At 38.1% G+C, this 16849-nt stretch carries 16 protein-coding genes, 1 tRNA gene and 2 pseudogenes; 9 read left to right on the top strand and 10 right to left on the bottom strand.

Annotated features, from left to right (window positions below; all coding sequences use genetic code 11):
• The first annotated feature begins 61 nt into the window (after positions 1-61).
• A complete protein-coding gene (locus CEF16_RS17890; protein ID WP_091584352.1) occupies positions 62-1273 on the top strand; it encodes an NAD(P)-dependent malic enzyme in 1212 nt (403 codons plus the stop codon).
• A gap of 231 nt (positions 1274-1504) precedes the next feature.
• Here CEF16_RS17890 and CEF16_RS17895 read toward each other — a convergent pair whose 3' ends face one another.
• The 3 genes from CEF16_RS17895 to CEF16_RS17905 form a co-directional block, all read right to left on the bottom strand.
• On the bottom strand, positions 1505-1762 hold the full coding sequence (locus CEF16_RS17895; protein WP_091584354.1) for a hypothetical protein: 258 nt from the start codon (positions 1760-1762) through the stop codon (positions 1505-1507).
• 603 nt (positions 1763-2365) lie between these two features.
• Positions 2366-2665: a hypothetical protein gene (locus CEF16_RS17900; RefSeq protein WP_425427999.1), complete on the bottom strand. Its 300-nt coding sequence runs from the start codon at positions 2663-2665 to the stop codon at positions 2366-2368.
• A gap of 568 nt (positions 2666-3233) precedes the next feature.
• The gene (locus CEF16_RS17905) at positions 3234-3737 is read right to left on the bottom strand and encodes a helix-turn-helix domain-containing protein (RefSeq protein ID WP_170032070.1); all 504 of its coding nucleotides are present in this window, start codon (positions 3735-3737) and stop codon (positions 3234-3236) included.
• Between the two features lie 311 nt (positions 3738-4048).
• On the opposite strand from CEF16_RS17905, the gene CEF16_RS17910 reads away from it, so the two are divergent.
• Positions 4049-4123 (top strand) — tRNA-Arg (locus CEF16_RS17910).
• Between the two features lie 91 nt (positions 4124-4214).
• Here the strand turns inward: CEF16_RS17910 and CEF16_RS23885 are convergent.
• On the bottom strand, positions 4215-4373 hold the full coding sequence (locus CEF16_RS23885) for a hypothetical protein (protein ID WP_170032073.1): 159 nt from the start codon (positions 4371-4373) through the stop codon (positions 4215-4217).
• A 184-nt stretch (positions 4374-4557) separates the two neighbouring features.
• On the opposite strand from CEF16_RS23885, the gene CEF16_RS17915 reads away from it, so the two are divergent.
• Positions 4558-4806: a hypothetical protein gene (locus tag CEF16_RS17915; RefSeq protein ID WP_091584360.1), complete on the top strand. Its 249-nt coding sequence runs from the start codon at positions 4558-4560 to the stop codon at positions 4804-4806.
• Between the two features lie 375 nt (positions 4807-5181).
• Here the strand turns inward: CEF16_RS17915 and CEF16_RS17920 are convergent, their stop codons facing one another.
• Positions 5182-5958 (bottom strand): enoyl-CoA hydratase-related protein, encoded by a 777-nt coding sequence (locus CEF16_RS17920; protein WP_091584362.1) that lies wholly within the window; start codon positions 5956-5958, stop codon positions 5182-5184.
• 17 nt (positions 5959-5975) lie between these two features.
• Positions 5976-6425, bottom strand: a complete 450-nt coding sequence (locus CEF16_RS17925) for a PaaI family thioesterase (protein ID WP_245917915.1) — start codon at positions 6423-6425, stop codon at positions 5976-5978.
• A 382-nt stretch (positions 6426-6807) separates the two neighbouring features.
• Between CEF16_RS17925 and CEF16_RS25410 the strand changes: the two are divergent.
• The 5 genes and pseudogenes from CEF16_RS25410 (at position 6808) to CEF16_RS17955 (ending at position 11604) form a co-directional block, all read left to right on the top strand.
• A pseudogene (locus CEF16_RS25410) lies at positions 6808-7143 on the top strand (thioesterase family protein).
• A gap of 150 nt (positions 7144-7293) precedes the next feature.
• On the top strand, positions 7294-7974 hold the full coding sequence (locus tag CEF16_RS17935; RefSeq protein WP_091584364.1) for a GntR family transcriptional regulator: 681 nt from the start codon (positions 7294-7296) through the stop codon (positions 7972-7974).
• A gap of 266 nt (positions 7975-8240) precedes the next feature.
• A pseudogene (locus CEF16_RS17945) lies at positions 8241-9403 on the top strand (CaiB/BaiF CoA transferase family protein).
• Between the two features lie 291 nt (positions 9404-9694).
• Positions 9695-11029 carry a CitMHS family transporter gene (locus CEF16_RS17950; protein ID WP_170032076.1) on the top strand — a complete coding sequence of 445 codons (1335 nt, stop codon included), beginning with the start codon at positions 9695-9697 and terminating at the stop codon, positions 11027-11029.
• A gap of 44 nt (positions 11030-11073) precedes the next feature.
• Positions 11074-11604, top strand: coding sequence for a gamma carbonic anhydrase family protein (locus tag CEF16_RS17955; protein ID WP_175488351.1), 531 nt, complete (start codon positions 11074-11076; stop codon positions 11602-11604).
• A gap of 298 nt (positions 11605-11902) precedes the next feature.
• Here CEF16_RS17955 and CEF16_RS17960 read toward each other — a convergent pair whose 3' ends face one another.
• The 4 genes from CEF16_RS17960 to CEF16_RS17975 form a co-directional block, all read right to left on the bottom strand.
• Positions 11903-13276, bottom strand: a complete 1374-nt coding sequence (locus CEF16_RS17960; protein ID WP_175488352.1) for a hypothetical protein — start codon at positions 13274-13276, stop codon at positions 11903-11905.
• A gap of 441 nt (positions 13277-13717) precedes the next feature.
• Complete coding sequence (locus CEF16_RS17965) at positions 13718-14716, bottom strand: NAD(P)/FAD-dependent oxidoreductase (RefSeq protein WP_091584370.1); 999 nt, start codon at positions 14714-14716, stop codon at positions 13718-13720.
• Positions 14717-14733: 17 nt separating this feature from the next.
• Positions 14734-14982: a ferredoxin gene (locus tag CEF16_RS17970; RefSeq protein WP_091584373.1), complete on the bottom strand. Its 249-nt coding sequence runs from the start codon at positions 14980-14982 to the stop codon at positions 14734-14736.
• A 187-nt stretch (positions 14983-15169) separates the two neighbouring features.
• Positions 15170-16111 carry an NAD(P)H-dependent flavin oxidoreductase gene (locus CEF16_RS17975; RefSeq protein WP_091584376.1) on the bottom strand — a complete coding sequence of 314 codons (942 nt, stop codon included), beginning with the start codon at positions 16109-16111 and terminating at the stop codon, positions 15170-15172.
• A gap of 69 nt (positions 16112-16180) precedes the next feature.
• Here CEF16_RS17975 and CEF16_RS17980 point away from each other — a divergent pair, with 69 nt between their 5' ends.
• Positions 16181-16711, top strand: coding sequence for a gamma carbonic anhydrase family protein (locus CEF16_RS17980; RefSeq protein WP_091584379.1), 531 nt, complete (start codon positions 16181-16183; stop codon positions 16709-16711).
• Positions 16712-16849 lie beyond the last annotated feature (138 nt).

Consider the following 16849-nt stretch of genomic DNA (forward strand, 5'->3'; position numbering starts at 1 on the left):
AGAATGATTTCTAAGCTTCAGTTCAGAAAATTTAGAAACATAAAGTGGAGGGAGATAGGTTATGTCTATGAGAGAGAAGGCATTGGCTATGCATAAGGAGAATCCCGGGAAAATCGGGACGTATTCAACAGTAGAGGTGAAAAGTAAAGAAGACTTGGGATTGGCTTACTCTCCTGGTGTTGCTGAACCTTGTAAGGAAATCGAGGAAGACCTACACCAAGTATACGATTATACGAGCAAAGGCAATCTAGTAGCAGTAGTAAGCAATGGTTCTGCAGTGTTAGGGCTAGGAAACATAGGTCCAGAAGCTTCGCTGCCTGTTATGGAAGGAAAAGCGATTTTATTTAAGGAATTTGCAGAGATCGATGCATTTCCTCTCAGTATTAATAAGAAAGATACAGAAGGATTTGTAGAAACGGTAAAAGCATTGGAACCTACCTTTGGCGGTATCAATTTGGAAGACATAAAAGCACCAGATTGCTTTATTATTGAAAACGCTTTACGTGAAGCTCTAAATATTCCCGTTTTTCATGATGATCAGCACGGAACAGCTATCGTAACACTTGCTGGATTAATAAATGCATTCAAATTGGTGGATAAAACAGTGATAGACAGCCGCATCGTTATTAACGGAGCAGGTGCAGCGGGTGTAGCGGTAACAAAACTGCTGCTGTCCCTAGGAGCAACAGATGTAGTGTTATGTGATTCTAAAGGAGCAATTTATGAAGGACGAACAGAAAGAATGAATGATATAAAAACAGAATTATCTCTTGTCACAAATCGTGAAAAAGTAAAAGGAACACTCGATGAGGTTATGAAAGGAGCAGACGTTGTCATCGGAGTTTCTGCCCCTGACAGCATTACAAAAGAGATGGTTCAGTCAATGAATACAGATCCAATTATTTTTGCCATGGCTAATCCTATACCAGAAATTATGCCTGAAGAAGCGAAGGAAGCCGGGGTAAAGGTTATTGGGACGGGCCGCTCTGATTTCCCTAATCAAGTGAACAATGTGCTTGCTTTTCCTGGCGTTTTCCGAGGTGCTCTAAACGTTAGAGCCTCTGAAATCAATGAAGAAATGAAAATAGCAGCAGCTAACGCCATTGCAAATTTAATTACAGAAGACGAGCTGACTCCAGATTATGTTATTCCTAACCCATTAGATCCTAGGGTCGTTCAAGCAGTATCAAGTGCTGTTGCAGAAGCGGCTATAGAGACAGGTGTCGCAAAACAACCTGTAAATCAAGAAGTGGTTGAATCTTCTAAAGTATAAAGAAACAGAAGGCGCAGTAAGCGAAATGATGGTGCCTTCTTATTTCAACATAGCAATGCCGAATATTTGAATTGGGTTCTCTTTGGTGATAGAATACTAATGTCATTATGCTAAGCCTAGCAGCTCAGAGAAAGAGCAAAAGCCTCCTAAGCTCATAAGATAGCTTTAGGAGGCCTTTTTTGATGTTTTATAGCATTTTGCAAACATGTGATTTCTTGCAGTTATAGTATTTTAAATGTTCCACTTTTCTTTGGTGTGACTTCTTCCGTTTGCAATTTCGTTTGCAGTTTCTTTACCAGATAAAAGTCCTTCCAGTTTATCAGCAGCTTTTTGTTGAAGACTTGGTGGCGTGTGAGTATTTATCAAGTGTAATCTGAATAGAAGCGTGGTCTTTTTCATTTGATACTCATATAAATCAAAGGTAGAGGAAGCAACATTAAATTTTACTACATTATAAATCCAGTCTTTTAGAAAGCCCCCATATTGCATTTTAAAAGGTTCTATAAATGTATCATCATGGAGTTTCTAAAGCATCTCGCCAAACCATTTCCTGCTGCTTTTTCACTTCCGTACCCGGAAGACCATTTTTGCTTTCACTTTCCGTTTTTTCATCATACCCGATATCAACAATAATAGCGTGTTTCGTTCCCCTTTTACGGATATGCCCTTCATTAGATATCCTCCTTCAATATTAAAGAATCATAAAGAGACTTTTTAATTTTTGGGATTGTTAATGTTCTAAACGTTTCGAAGCCAAATCGTATTCAACCTGAAATGTCTCAGCAATACGAAGAGCAGCATAATCAAATAGTCGTGGTAAGGGATGTTTCTTGAGCATAAAAGTTGGTACGTAAAAATGTTGAGTAAAATGATCTGTTTGCCAATCCTGGTAATCAATAAAAGGCTGCGGTAAATTGGTGTGATTTCTAGCGTTTGGAGAACGTGACTATTCTCGCTGTGCATTTGGACCGTTTAAGGACCAAGACGTTGTCGAAACTTTCTTTGTGATGTACGCATTAAGACAAACAAATAACCCAATATATGTACCAAAAAAGCACTGTATTTACAGTGCTTTAGGGATTAACTATTTTCTTAACGCGGGTAAAAGGTTTCGTTTACTTCCCATGATTCAACCATTTGTCTGGCTGCCATAGGATTATATCCCATACCCATAAGATACGTAATTGCAGCAACTTCTCGTAAAGCGTGCTTATAAGAAGTATACTGGGCTTCTTTTAATCCGTATTGGACAACAGGTTCCACTGTATTTAAAACCATGTGTTTTAATTGGTGAGGATTATGATAAGGATTCTGGTCCATGTGATGGGGGTTTTGGTTCATGTGATAAGGGTTTTGATCCATGTGATAAGGGCTTCGGGAGAAGGAATTCATTAAAGTCACTCCTTATTATTTTTAAAACCAATCTCACTATATGAATTATTAGACATTTGAACACGGCAAACGCCTAAATAAAACGCCAAGAGTACAAAACTACCTTAAATATTACACATTCAGATGATAAAGCGAAACGAATGGGGGAGATCAGAGGGCAAAACAAGGGAGAAGTGGCATGGGCTTCGAGGAGTTTCTTAATAACACCGATATTCAGTATAAAAACGAATATACGCTGTTCAAGTTGAGCAAGGAATGAGCGTTTTATTAGATTACTTGGTTGGAGTGAATAAGTATACTTCCGAGTTAAGGAGAGTGAAGCAAAGTGAATATGCAAATAGAGTGGCAAAAGAAAGTGATTGGAAGAGTTCGTATTATTAGAGAAAAAAGAAGTTATTAAAACTGGAAGTAAAAAACAGGCAAAATAAATAAGGCTCCTCTCTCAGGACGGCTCGTACAGGCAAAACGAGTATACCACAGGGAGGGGCTCCCTTCACGATTCTAGAATTAGGACCGAAATAATTTATAAAAAAGCAAGCAAACTAGGGTTGCGTGAAACCTTTAGAGATCATAAGGGAAAACTTAGAACAAAAAACAGTAAGTAGACCAAGCCATAAATAATCTTTCTGACATGGTAGTGGTAGGTTGCTTCTGGAATACCCACGACGAGGAGAATATCTTTTAATCGGAATCCCTCTTCTTTGAGTTCGAATGCCACCTTTGCTTGTGCTTTTCGTGGAAGGCATCCGGATTCTCTCGAAAAGCTCTCATTTTTTTTAGGTAGGCTATTTTCTAGTCGCAATAATTCATTCTCGCGTTCTAGTTCTTCTTCACGTGTTAACTTCTTCTCTTCTTTTTTCTTTGGTTTATTGGTGTTTTTAGACATAGAAGGTCGCCCCTTTAATCTTGGTTTCAGGCCTTCTATCCCTTTTGTTTTATAGGCTCTTATCCAATCTTGTATTGGTGTTTGAGAGGGCATATTGTATTTTTTCGCTAATGATTTATATCCAAGATTTCCATTTAAATATTCGGTAACAAGCTTTATTTTAAACTCTTCACTATATTTGGCCATAAAAACACCCCCGAAAGTTAGATTTTCTACTCTAACTTTTGGGGGTCGGCACCGATATAGTCCTGCTCTTCTTTTGTACATATAAAATTTACATGCTGAAATAGGGGAACAGAAAACGGGGCAGAATTTCATCATATCTGACCTCTTTAACGTAACAACTTTGAATTTAACATGTAAACTAAATCATAAGTATTGATACTGTCAGATCTTTGTTATCTAAAACCTCATGTTTGCAATGATCCACAGTCTTTGTTTACCCAATGTTTGACAATTCTCTAAACCATTGATAAATTAATAGTCATGAAGGATAAGCCCTAGTAGCTCAGAGGAAGAGCAACAGCCTCCTAAGCTGTAGGTCACAGGTTCGAATCCTGTCTAGGGCGCCACTTTCAAAATTATATATTCCAAATTGGGGTTGAATGAGGCAGGATTTATTTTTCTGCTTTTTTTACTAAAATGAGATGCAGCCCGACAAACTCAATTTTTCTGATTGGTTTTATTTTGTTTAGATTTTTTAGAAGTTTCATTACCACTTGCAAATTCATAAGAAGCTTCAAACTCTGTTTCTGAGATCTTATGTCCTTTCACAGTCTTATATTCCACGCCCCGATAGCCGGTATCATTTTTTTTATTCATCTTTGAAACCTCCTTGTCTTTGAATATCTTTATGTTTTTCCTTTGTTTGATTTTTATGCGTTCTTAAAAAGAGTCCATCAGAGCAAGTAAAGACCAAAAGAGTGTTTGACATTAATCATTATTTGCTTTTAAATCCAATGTCTGTATTATCGTAAAAACGGGAATACTATAACGGGTGATACATATGAAAGCAAATGAAAACGATTATCATAAATACAGCGAAGCAATTGATAAAATTCAAGAAGGCAATAACGCCATGATCGAACTGTTTAATGAACTTGAAGATGATGATCCATTAATTCATTTTGGTGAAGATGTAATGGAAAACATCGAGAAAGCCAAGAAAAAATTCGGCGATGATGTTGTCGATGAAAAAATCAATACCGTTGTGCGTGAAATGTTGTCCTGGTTAGATTTAAACGATGTAGAATGAATAAGTAACCAAAGCTACATAATTTAGAAAATTCCTCACCATTCCTCTATGTTTGGCCCCGACTCTCTTCTTTTTTAACAAATCTTTGTATAAATCTTAAAGAAATATTCTTTTTCATTAATGGAAAAAATAGTACGATAAGATATAGCTTAATGAAACGAATCGAAGCCGAAGCTGTTTTTTTATTTGTTTAAAGACTGCAGATGGAACAGTAATTAAATATAAAGACAACAATATAGTTAATCAAAAGGGTACATAAACAAGGCGGTCTTATTATTCAAGAATGGAGCGGCATGTTAAAGAAGTGGATAAGAATAAATTAGTATTAGGCCAAAAAAATCTGGCCTTATTAAGGTCAGATTTTTTTGGATTTCGCTATTTTCCCTGAAAATTAGGTTTTCGCTTTTCTTTAAAAGCCTCTAATGCCTCCCGGCGGTCTTCAGTAGGGATGATGACTTCATAGGCTTTCGATTCAATCGCCATACCAGAATGAATGTCAACATTACTGCCGTGATGAATAGCATGTTTTGCCTGTATAACTGCCAGCGGACCGTTTTTCATTATTTCATTGGCTAAGTTTAAAGCGGTATCCATTAATTGATCAGCAGGCACGGCTTTATTCACAATCCCCAGTGCTTGGGACTCTAATGCATCAATCCGACGTGCAGTGAGAATAAGCTCTTTTGCTTTTGAAGGGCCGATTAAGTTAGTCAATCGCTGAGTTCCCCCAGCACCTGGAATGATAGCCATACTTACTTCGGGAAGCCCCATTGTAGCTGTTTCTGCTGCAAAACGAAAGTCACAAGCAAGAGCCAGCTCAAAACCGCCTCCGAGAGCATATCCTTTTATAGCCGCAATCGTAGGTTGAGGAATTTCTTCAATCAACGTGAATACCTTTCGGATTTTATTTACATTACGCCGTACTTCTTTCTCACTTAGTGTGCGTCTTTCCTTTAAATCAGCACCTGCGCTGAATGCTTTTTCTCCAGCACCCGTAACAATGACAGCACGAACATCTTTGTCTAGCTGAATCGCTTCGGCTTTTTCTTCAAGTTGAACAAGCGTATCGTAATTAAAACAATTCAACTGCTCTGGACGATTAATTGTAATAGTAGCAAGATGCCCGCTTTTTTCAAGCAAAACGTTACTCATTATGCAGCCTCCCCAATTTATTTGTCTAACGGGACGAAATAATCGCTTTTGCGATAAGCTAAAGCTTCCATTGTTGCAATTAATTCCCCATTGCTTTCCACATTTATTTTATACCATCCCATTTTGTGATTTTTCTTTTCTTCTACTGCTGTTGCTCGAAGACGCGAGCTTTTTTGGCCAGCAGCCATATAGTTGACAGTAGTAGAGAGCCCCACCGCTGTTTTTCCATAAGAATTGCACGCCGCTGCAAAAACGTAATCAGCAATAGCAAATGTGACAGCTCCGTGTACTGTTCCGTGTGAATTGATCATGTTATCCGTTACATTTAATTCTGCAACAGCTGTCCCTTCCCCAATTTCAAGTAATTTAATTCCCAAAAACTGAGCGTAAGGTTCATTTTCCATTACTTTAAAAATGTGCTCTTTGTACTGATGGTGAAGCTCCACTTCGTTAACTGCTGACTTCAAACAAACCCCTCCTCATATTATCTAGTGTCTAAGCAAATAGAATATAGAAGAAACTTTCGTATTATAAATATAACAAAAAAACAAAAGTCGTTTCAATATTGTTATATAAATATTAATTTAAAAATGAAAAAGGTTATCAATACCGTAATAAAAAAAACAATTACATAATAAAGCATGACGAAAAATAAATTTGATGGAAAATATGTGTTATACTAACAAGAGTTTGTTAACATTTTCTTTATGGGTATATGTTTTAACTTTTCTTTATTATCTCAAGTTTTTTCATAGTGATTTATTATGATAAAAGGAGATTTGATAAGAAATGAAGGATGGACTAGAAATAGGGAAGACAGAGACTTTTATGGTGACTGTAACAGAAGATATGTTTGCCCAATTTGAAGGGGAAATAATTCATCCTGCATATTCCACAGTTTCAATGGTTTATCATATGGAACTAATATCTAGAAAATTAATTTTACCTTATTTGGAGTCAAATGAGGAAGCCATGGGTGCTGCTGTTTAAGTTAAACACTCTGCCCCGTCTCCACTTGGTTCGACAATTACTGTAACGGCAGCTGTTAAAAAAGTACTTCCGCGTTCCATTGTTACTGGGGTTACACTTAGGAATGGATGGGGAATTATTGGCGAAGGAGAAGTAAAGCAAGCTGTTTTACCCAAGTCTTATATTAGAAAACAATTATCTTTATTGGAAAGCTAAATAGCAAAGCAGGTAAATGATGAAGGAAAAAACTTGTAATACCCCCTTTGTTGTGATATTATCTAAATTAGAATTTATTTATCGTTTAACGAATTCTTTTTTGTATACATTGTCAGATAATTATAAAAATAAAAGAGGGGGATAAAACATTTGAAAAAAATTATACAGTCTCAAACCCTTCAAAACCAAGCTTATGATTATTTATTTAATAAAATTGTCAGCGGGGAGCTCCCTCCTGGTGAACGATTAATCGAAGAAAAGATCGCTAAAGAAACAGAGATCAGCCGAAGTCCGATTCGTGAGGCAATAAGAAGATTAACTAGTGAGGGATTGGTTTCCGTAAATCCTAGAGGCGGTGTACGGGTATATCAGGCATTACACTCAGATTTCAAATATCTGTACGAATGCCGCAAAAGTTTAGAACCGACAGCTGCTTCGTTAGCAGCTAAACGCATGAATGAGGTAAAAAAAGCAGAGTTAAATAAATTAGTGAGTGAGAACATGATGGCACTTGAGGATGAAGATTATAAACAGTTGAAAATAGTAAGCAGCAGATTTCATGAATTAATTTTAGAAGGAAGTGGAAACCCTTACTTAATTAAATTGATGAAACAGTTGAATTCGCTGCTAATGTTTTATCGAAATAAAATAGTTGATATAAGTCAAAGATTGGAAAAAGGAAGTATTGAACACCAAGATATTTGGAGAGCCATTCAAAAAGGCGATGAGGAAGACGCTGAAAAAAGAATGAGGGAGCATATCGAAATCGATTATCAGTTCTATATATCTAAATATGGAGAAAATGATAAAGGAATGAAAACTTTATTTTAAATAGAGGGGGCTTATTATAAATTATTAACATTAAGAGACCAAGGTGTAACATTAAGGTAATAACATGGGTGAAGTGGATGAGAATACCATGAACATTTTTATTATGAAATACTTGAAAGATGCATATTATTTTAAACTTAAAACCAGGCGGGATTTAAAGCTAGTAGACGAACAAATCCCGCCAAATCATTTAAATAATGAAACAATTGTAAGCGCTTGGTTTAAAATGTATACAATGTCTGAAAATTCAAAAAGGAGTTGTTATTATGGTTAAGCCATTAGAAGGAATTAGAATATTAGAATTAGGTACACTAGTTGCTGCGCCATTTGCAGGCAAAATCTTTGCTGAATTTGGTGGAGAAGTTATTAAAGTCGAAGATCCAAAAAAAGGAGATCTTTACGTAACTGGCGTGTATTACACGATGACAATACATCTTTATGGTGGCGTGTTCAGGGAAGGAATAAGAAATCGGTAACTATTGACCTTCGCACCGAAGAGGGGCAAGAGCAAATTAAAGAATTAGTAAAGGAAACAGATATCGTCATCGAAAATTTTCGACCAGGAACCTTAGAAAGATGGAACATTGGTTATGAAGATTTAAAAGCAATAAATCCTAGTATAATTATGACAAGAATATCAGGTTATGGCCAAACAGGACCTTATAGAGATAAAGCAGGTTTTGGCAGTGTTGGGGAATCGATTGGCGGTTTGCGGTACTTAACTGGAGAACCTGATCAACCGCCAGTAAGAGTCGGGGTCCCTCTAGGTGATTCTCTAGCTGCTTTGTATGCAGTGAGCGGAACATTAATGGCCTTGAGAAGTAGAGATAGAGATCCTATGAGAAAGGGACAATATGTAGATGTAGCCCTTCATGAATCTGTCTTTTCACTTCTAGAGGGAATGCTGCCGGAGTATGACCTTAAAGGATTGGTGAGAGAACGAACAGGTTCCATTTTACCTGGAATTGCGCCTTCAAATACGTATGAGTGTGCGGATGGGAAATATTTGGTTATTGCAGGGAATGGGGATAGTATTTTTAAACGTCTTATGCGTGCTATAGAAAGGCCAGACCTTGCGGATGACCCTCAATATGCTACAAATCAGGGGCGAGCAGAAAAAGTAGAGTATTTGGATCAAGTAATCGGAGAGTGGACCAAGAAATACCCACTAAAAGAAGCCCAAAAAATACTGGACGAAGCAAGAATTCCAGTAGGTCCTATCTACAGTATTCAAGACATTGCGCATGATGAACATTATCAAGCTCGAGATATGTTAGTTAAGGCTCAATTGCCTGATGGAGCAGAAGTAATGGTGCCAGGAGTAGTGCCAAAGCTTTCAGAAACACCTGGAAGTATTGAATGGGTAGGTCCAGAATTAGGTCAGCATAATGAAGAGATTCTGAAAAAGAAAAACTATTCTGAGAGTTAAAAAGTAAGTCAATATACTTCACATTATCGAATGACCAGTCCTTGAAATAAATCCTCTAAAGAATGTCTGGATACATTCTTTAGAGGCAGGTAGATGGTTACTTTTAATGAAGATATATAAAAATGTAAGCTTAAAAAAATACATTGATTGGTTTACTGGCGTGAGTCACATTAAAAAGTGTTAGAAGGTTATCTATTGAAACTAAAAATGAAAACGTTTACCAATGGCTTGATTTTATGAGATAAAAGTATTAGCCAGACGTAATGACTAATTAAAAGAAAGGGATTTCCAGTGATAGCATTAGTTGGTTTTGTTACGTTTATATTGATTATTACTTTACTGCTGGTCTTTAAAGTTTCTCCTGTACCGGTTTTTATTGTTGTTCCAGCTCTTGGTGCTTTAATGATAGGGGTTAGTCCTGTAGAAATTGGAAGTTTTATTGGAGACGGCATATTACAAGTTATGGATGTTGGAACTCTGTTTATTTTTGCGATGCTGTACTTTGGCATTATGTCTGATGCTGGCTTGTTTGATCCTTTAACAGGTAAGTTAAAAGATATGGCTGGAAGTAATATAGTTTTAGTGACAATTGTAACTGTCTTCATTGCAATGGTCTCACATTTGGATGGGACAGGAGCATCGACCCTTCTAGTTACTATTCCAGCACTTTTGCCTGTCTATAAAAAATTACAGATGAATCCACTAATATTGCTTTTAATAGTCGTCATGAGTGCTGGTGTTATGAATCTCATCCCGTGGGGCGGGCCACTAGCGCGAGTGGCCGTAGTATTAGATATCGATCCGAGTGCTTTATGGGTCCCTCTTATTCCCGTTCAGATTATTGGGATAGCGGCTGTCTTATTAACAGCTATATACCTAGGTAAGAAAGAAAAAAAGAGAATTAAAAATTATTCCATAGAACACCCGAGTGAGGCATCAGAAGCCAACTTAGAATTGGCATCTTCTGTAGAGCAGGAAGCAGAGGTATCAGGTGATGCAGATTTAAAAAGACCTGGCCTTTGGTGGTTCAATCTGATTCTAACTATTGCTACTATTGTTACATTAATTTTTACTGAAATCGAAATAAGTGCGGTTTTTATGATTGTTTTTGCACTGGCTCTCGTTATTAATTACCCTAACGGAAAATTGCAAATGGAGCGGATGCGTGCACATGCTTCTGAAGCGTTTACTCTCGTTACTATTTTAATTGCAGCAGGAGCTTTTTTAGGAATTGTATCCGAAAGTGGAATGGTGGAAGACATGACTACAGGGCTTATTTCTGTTATCCCTGAAGCAATCGGGCCTTTTATACATCTCATTATAGGGGTTATATCCGTTCCTTTATTAATGGTTTTACCACCTGATGCATATCTTTTTGCCTTTGTATCTTTACTAGTAGAAATTGGTGCTGAACACGGTGTGCCTGCAACATCTGTAGCCTATGCATCAGCGGTCGGAGCAACTATTTCTGGATATATAAGTCCTCTTGTTCCAGCAACTTATCTAGCCATTGGTTTAGCAAAAACGGATTTAGCTACCCATATTAAGTTTTCCATTTTTCCTATGTGGCTCCTTAGTATATTATTATTAGCGGCTTGTATTCTGCTTGGTTTAGTTACGATATAGTACACAATTTTCATAAAAAATATTAAAGAAAAGGAGAATGTCACATGTTGTATAAGTTTAATGAAAGTTACCCAAAAGTAGATTCTACTACCTATATAGCTCCAGGTGCTCATCTTATTGGAAATATTGAACTTGAACAGGAGACCTCCGTTTGGTTTAATACTGTTTTAAGAGGTGACAATGATAAAATTAAAATTGGAAAGGGATCAAACGTTCAAGACGGAACTATCGTACATGTTGATGAAGGCTACCCAGTCACAGTCGGGGAATATGTAACCGTAGGACATAATGTTACTTTACATGGCTGTACGGTAAAGGACGGGGCATTAATTGGTATGGGAGCAACTATTTTAAATGGAGCAGTTATTGGAGAAGGAGCTTTAGTTGCTGCAGGCGCATTAGTGCCAGAAGGGAAAGTTATCGAACCAGGAATGCTGGTGGCGGGTGTTCCAGCTAAAGAGATAAAGAAATTGTCTCCTGAAAACATTGAGAAATCTAAAGAAGGGGCTCTTCATTATATCAACAATGGATCAATGTTTAGAAAAGAGGGGCTTGATACAAACGAAGTGTCTTAATTGATATCTGCCAAATCCTTACCTGGCAGCTTAATAAAATATTTGGTAAAGCTCTTAGGTAACTTCTACGTTAGATTTATTTGCTTCTATGCCTGGAACAGGATGTTCGAGAATCTAGCAGATTGGCAAAATGCAGGTATTGGAAGTGATAATATCGATAATATAGGTTCATCTTCTGTCTCACTGCACTCCCGCTGCCCTATTTTAAACAGCAGGTTGATGCAGTGAGCTCAAACTCCTTATATTAGGGTACTAAAAAACCTGCTGGAAAAATGTTTCCAAACAGGTTTCTGTTTTTTTAGCCTGTCTTCTTATCGAGTTCTGCTTCATCTGCTTTGGCTTCAGAAATGTTTTTCTCTTCTTTTTTCCCGATAAGAATGAAACATAAAACAATTCCTATTCCCATACCCCAGGCTGGTCCTTGAAAAGCGGTTAACATACCAATAATTAAAACAACACCACGAGAAGTATTATTTTCCACCATCGACATCGCAACGTATGCACAGGCAAAACCCGTGAGTAACAACGTAACAGAGAGAGCGACAGGGAATAAAGGCATAATGATTCCGATTATAGGAAGGAGTAATCCTAATGGAATGGCCATTAAATAAAAATTGAAAGGCCCCGTAAAAATAGAATCCATTACATGCCTGCCTTTTTTGTAACGTTCTATGAGAAATACCTGTACCCCTGTCCATATTGGTCCGTGTACCCAAAGAAGCGGCCCAGCCGTCAACAGTTGAGCAAGGTTTCTAAGAGCAAGCGTATAATGACTGCGGGTAGGATTGATATCAATCTTTTCGTCTTTTCTCGCACTGTCTGCATCTTTGAGCAGAGTATGTGCCACCAATAGGTCGCCGAATGCTAGTACATAAATCATTAAACTAATAGGAATGGCAGCGATGAAAATATCCCACGAAGGTAAGCCAATAGACCATACAGATAAGGATGCCAGAGTTTCGCCAATTGGCGGAACAAAGAATCCCCAAGATATGTCGAAACGTACTTCTCCACTTATGAAACCTGCAATACCTCCGCCGGCTAACGCTACGAGAAGGGCATTAGCGGTTGCAGATAACTTCATTTTATTACTAGGCAATTTGGAAAATGGGATGGAAAACATTAGTATAAGCACTATGACCCAGGCAGTGATCAATGAAAAAGGCATTTTAGGAAGTCTATCCAGTTCTGATTGAAAAGCTGCAATAGCTGCCCCCATAATAACCCCTGCTTTTAATGAATTTGGAACGAGGCGATTAAACTTTTCTCCCAGTTTTGTAATGCCAAAGAAAAAGAAAAGAACAGCTACGATTAAGGTGACAGCAAACATTGCATGTATAGCTTCTGTTCCCGGTGTAAACGCATTCATAAAAACGATTGTTAAAGGAAGCCCTGAGGTTATTGCTCCAGCGGCATACACATCACCAAATAAAAAGGTTTGAGCCAGTACCCAAAACAACATGACTAAACTGACAGTCCATGCCACTTCAAAAGACACCTCGAAAAACTGCATCATTAAAGGAGTGACAGACCCACAAGTGGCTAAGAGAAGCAGACCGCCTTGAATATGCTGGCTGGGTGTGATGTTAATGTGGGCCCCTGGTAATCTCATGGTGAAGGGGCCCCATTTTATCCCAGGATGGATATCACCATATTGCCTTTCTTTTTTCATAAAATAAAAATCCTCCTTTTGTAATAATTTTTTGAAAATTTATTTTAGGCTGTCCTAAGAGAGCAGCGAAAATTATCTAGCAACTGGAATTTACGAGACTTCTGCGGTCGTCGGCTAAGAAAAGGAACTTCTACGAAGAAATAAGGAACTTCTACTAAAACCGCATACGTCCTGTGTACAACGTAGAAGCCGCCGCATCCTGCGGAAGTCTGTCCTGTGACCAACGCCGACACTAGAACGTCCGGTTCGTCGAAGCGACAGTGTGAAGATCCGCAGTGAAGGATTTGCTTAAACGAACGTCCAAGCGCGGCAAAGAAGACACTACGAGAACAAGCAAAGAGAGTTGGATTAGATATCGAACTTATGCTCTGAGGGTGAAAACGTGTATATTCCAGTTGCGTTTGCTGATCACTGACTTATGGGACAGCCCTTAAAACTGTTTCAAGAGCTTGAAGCAAATAAACTAGTACTATGTCCGGGATGTAATTTCGCAGATGGGTCAATGAATGCTTTAGCATGGTTTACAGCTGTTGGAGCTTCTCCAAAACCAGTAGCAATTAATTTTACTTTTCCTTCATAGGTACAAACATCACCAGCTGCATAAATTCCCGGTATATTAGTTTCCATCTTGGGGTTAACAACAATAGCATTTTTGTTAATGTCTAGTCCCCATGTTTTTAACGGCCCTAAAGAAGTAACAAATCCGAAATTCACAATAAGGTCGTCAACGTCTACTAGATAGGTAGAGTCTCCTTTTACTTCTTTGATCAGGACTTGTTCAATATAATCTTCTCCTATAATTTGACCGACTTCATAAGGGGTTTTCATCTCTACTGAAGATTCTTTTAAAAGCTCTAAACTATGCTCGTGTGCACGAAACGCTGAACGTCGATGGATGAGGGTTACTTCTTTAGCAATTGGTTCAAGGGCCAGAGACCAATCTACTGCAGAATCTCCTCCTCCGCACACTAAAACGCGGCGTCCTTTAAATTTATCAAGGTCTTTAACAAAATAATGCAAAGAGCGTTCTTCAAACTGTTCAGCTCTATCAACTTTTAATTTGCGTGGTTGAAAGGCGCCTGCTCCTGCGGTAATAATGATACTGCGGGAATAATGAGTATCACTAGGTGTGGAGATCTTAAAAGTGCCGTCATCTAAACGAACAACATTTTCTACAGATTCATTTAAGCAGATTTCAGGTGAAAAAGCTTGAGCTTGCTCATGAAGCTGACTCACTAAATCCTGTGCTTTAATTTTTGGAAAACCAGCTACATCATAAATATATTTATCAGGATATAGTGCAGATAGCTGCCCGCCAACTTCTGGCATGCTGTCAATCAATTTTACGGAAGCTTGCCTCATCCCTGCATAAAATGCAGTGAATAGACCTACTGGCCCAGCACCAATAATGGTCATGTCAAATACTTTGTTTTCACTCATTTTTCAACACTCCTGATTTAATCAAATTTCAACGGGTCACCATCGAAAGCTTCATTTGCTTGCTTTATAGAGTCTGTTGGACAGCCCTCCATGGCGTCTTCTAAATCATCTAGAAGTTCCTCGTCTACTGGTTTATTTCCTTGATTGTCATCTCCGATATAAAAGGACAGCCCCTCATCATCATAATCAAATACTTCAGGTGCGGCAGCGCCGCATGCTCCGCAGGCAATGCAAGTGTCTTGATCTACGATAGTATATACAGCCATTATTAAACCTCCTAAATATAACGTTTAAAAAACGACATGTTTTTATATGTTATATAAAGGATACGAAAATATATAACCGATGTCAATATGAAAACGTAATCATTTTAGTTTTATACGAAAAAAATAGCCGCTTTTTATAAAGCAGCCTGAAAGAAACGTATTATGCTATTAGAATGTGTGTATTTCTCTAAAAAGAGAGATGATTTGAAACGGTGCGTGCTTCGTTCATCATGCGTTGAAATAATTCTGAAACAGTTGGAAGGTCTTCGATCAAACTCGATACTTGGCCTGCATTGACGTGACCTTCTGTTAGTTTGCCTTCGATCGCACCTTTGATGTGGCAGCTTTCATCTGTTTTTTGATCATATTCCTCTGCAGATATTTTATTTTTCTCCCATTCGAGTAGTTGATTTGCATAGGTGGTTTTTAGAAGGCGTCGAATTTTTTTATAGGGTCTTCCTGTAATTACTGTTCCACTTGCATCACTTTTGCATATTGCCTGTTTGTAATTTGAATGCACATTCGCGTCTTCTGTAGCAATTAAACGAGTTCCTAACTGGACTCCTTGAGCCCCTAAACTTAAAGCAGCTAAAAGACCACGGCCGTCTCCAATGCCGCCTGCTGCAACAACTGGGGCTTTTACAACCGATGCTACTTGAGGAATTAAAGTAAACGTTGTTAGTTCGTCATTAGCATTTATACCTGCTGCTTCAAACCCCTCTGCAATAATGACATCAGCGCCGGCTTTTTCAGCTTTTAAAGCTTGAGAAGGATTAGATACGACACACATGACAATAATATTTTCTTTTTTTAACATTTCAATATAAGGAGAAGGATTGCCAGCAGATAAAGAAACGACAGGGACGTGGTGTTTTGCAGCTATAGATAAGATTTTTTGAACATCTGGATGCACAGAAAGCGGGACATTGATAGAAAAAGGTTTATGTGTTTGAGATCGCACTTCTTTTACCATTTTTTCAAAAACTGAAGGAGAGAGAGTTCCTGCCCCCAGTGTTCCAAGACCTCCTGCTTCTGAAACAGAAACGGCAAGATCTGGATGACTGACATTTCCCATCCCGCCTTGCAAAAACGGAACATCGATATTTAATAACTTCATTAAATCATTCATATATAAGCACCACCGTTTGAAATGTGTTATATTAAAAAGTATAACATGATAAGATAAGGAGGGGAATAAATGATTTATCGGTATAAGGATCATTCACCAACCATTCATGAATCGGTTTACGTAGCGGATGGAGCTAGAGTAATAGGAGATGTGGAAATAGGAGCTGAATCCAGCATCTGGTTTAACGTTGTTCTTCGCGGAGATGAAGCGCCAATTAAAATAGGTAAGCGATGTAATATTCAAGACAATACGGTTTGTCATTTATATGACCAGTATCCTCTATCTCTTGAAGATGAGGTATCCATTGGGCATAGTGCTATTGTTCATGGGTGTGCATTAAAAAAGGGGGTTTTGGTAGGCATGGGTGCTGTTGTATTAGACGGTGCAGAAATAGGAGAGTATTCTATTATAGGAGCCAATGCTCTCATTCCTTCTGGAAAAGTTATCCCACCTCGTTCATTAGTGCTTGGTTCTCCGGGAAAAGTGGTGCGTAGTCTAACAGATAAAGATCTCGCTCTTATTGAGGAGACAATTGAAACGTATGTTCAAAAAGGCCGGGAATTTCAGCATACAGAAATATTAGAACAAATAAGTAGATAAATATAAAGAAGAAGGTGCAGCTGTGTATTGCCGCACCTTCTTCTTTATACTATCCGTAAGGCAGTTTACGTGCATTTACGCTCTGTCTTCGCCTTTAAGCCTCGCCGGCAAGCCGATATTTTCTATGGTAAGCTCCCG

The sequence above is a fragment of the Alteribacillus bidgolensis genome (genome assembly GCF_002886255.1).
Taxonomy (GTDB): Bacteria; Bacillota; Bacilli; order Bacillales; family Marinococcaceae; genus Alteribacillus; species Alteribacillus bidgolensis.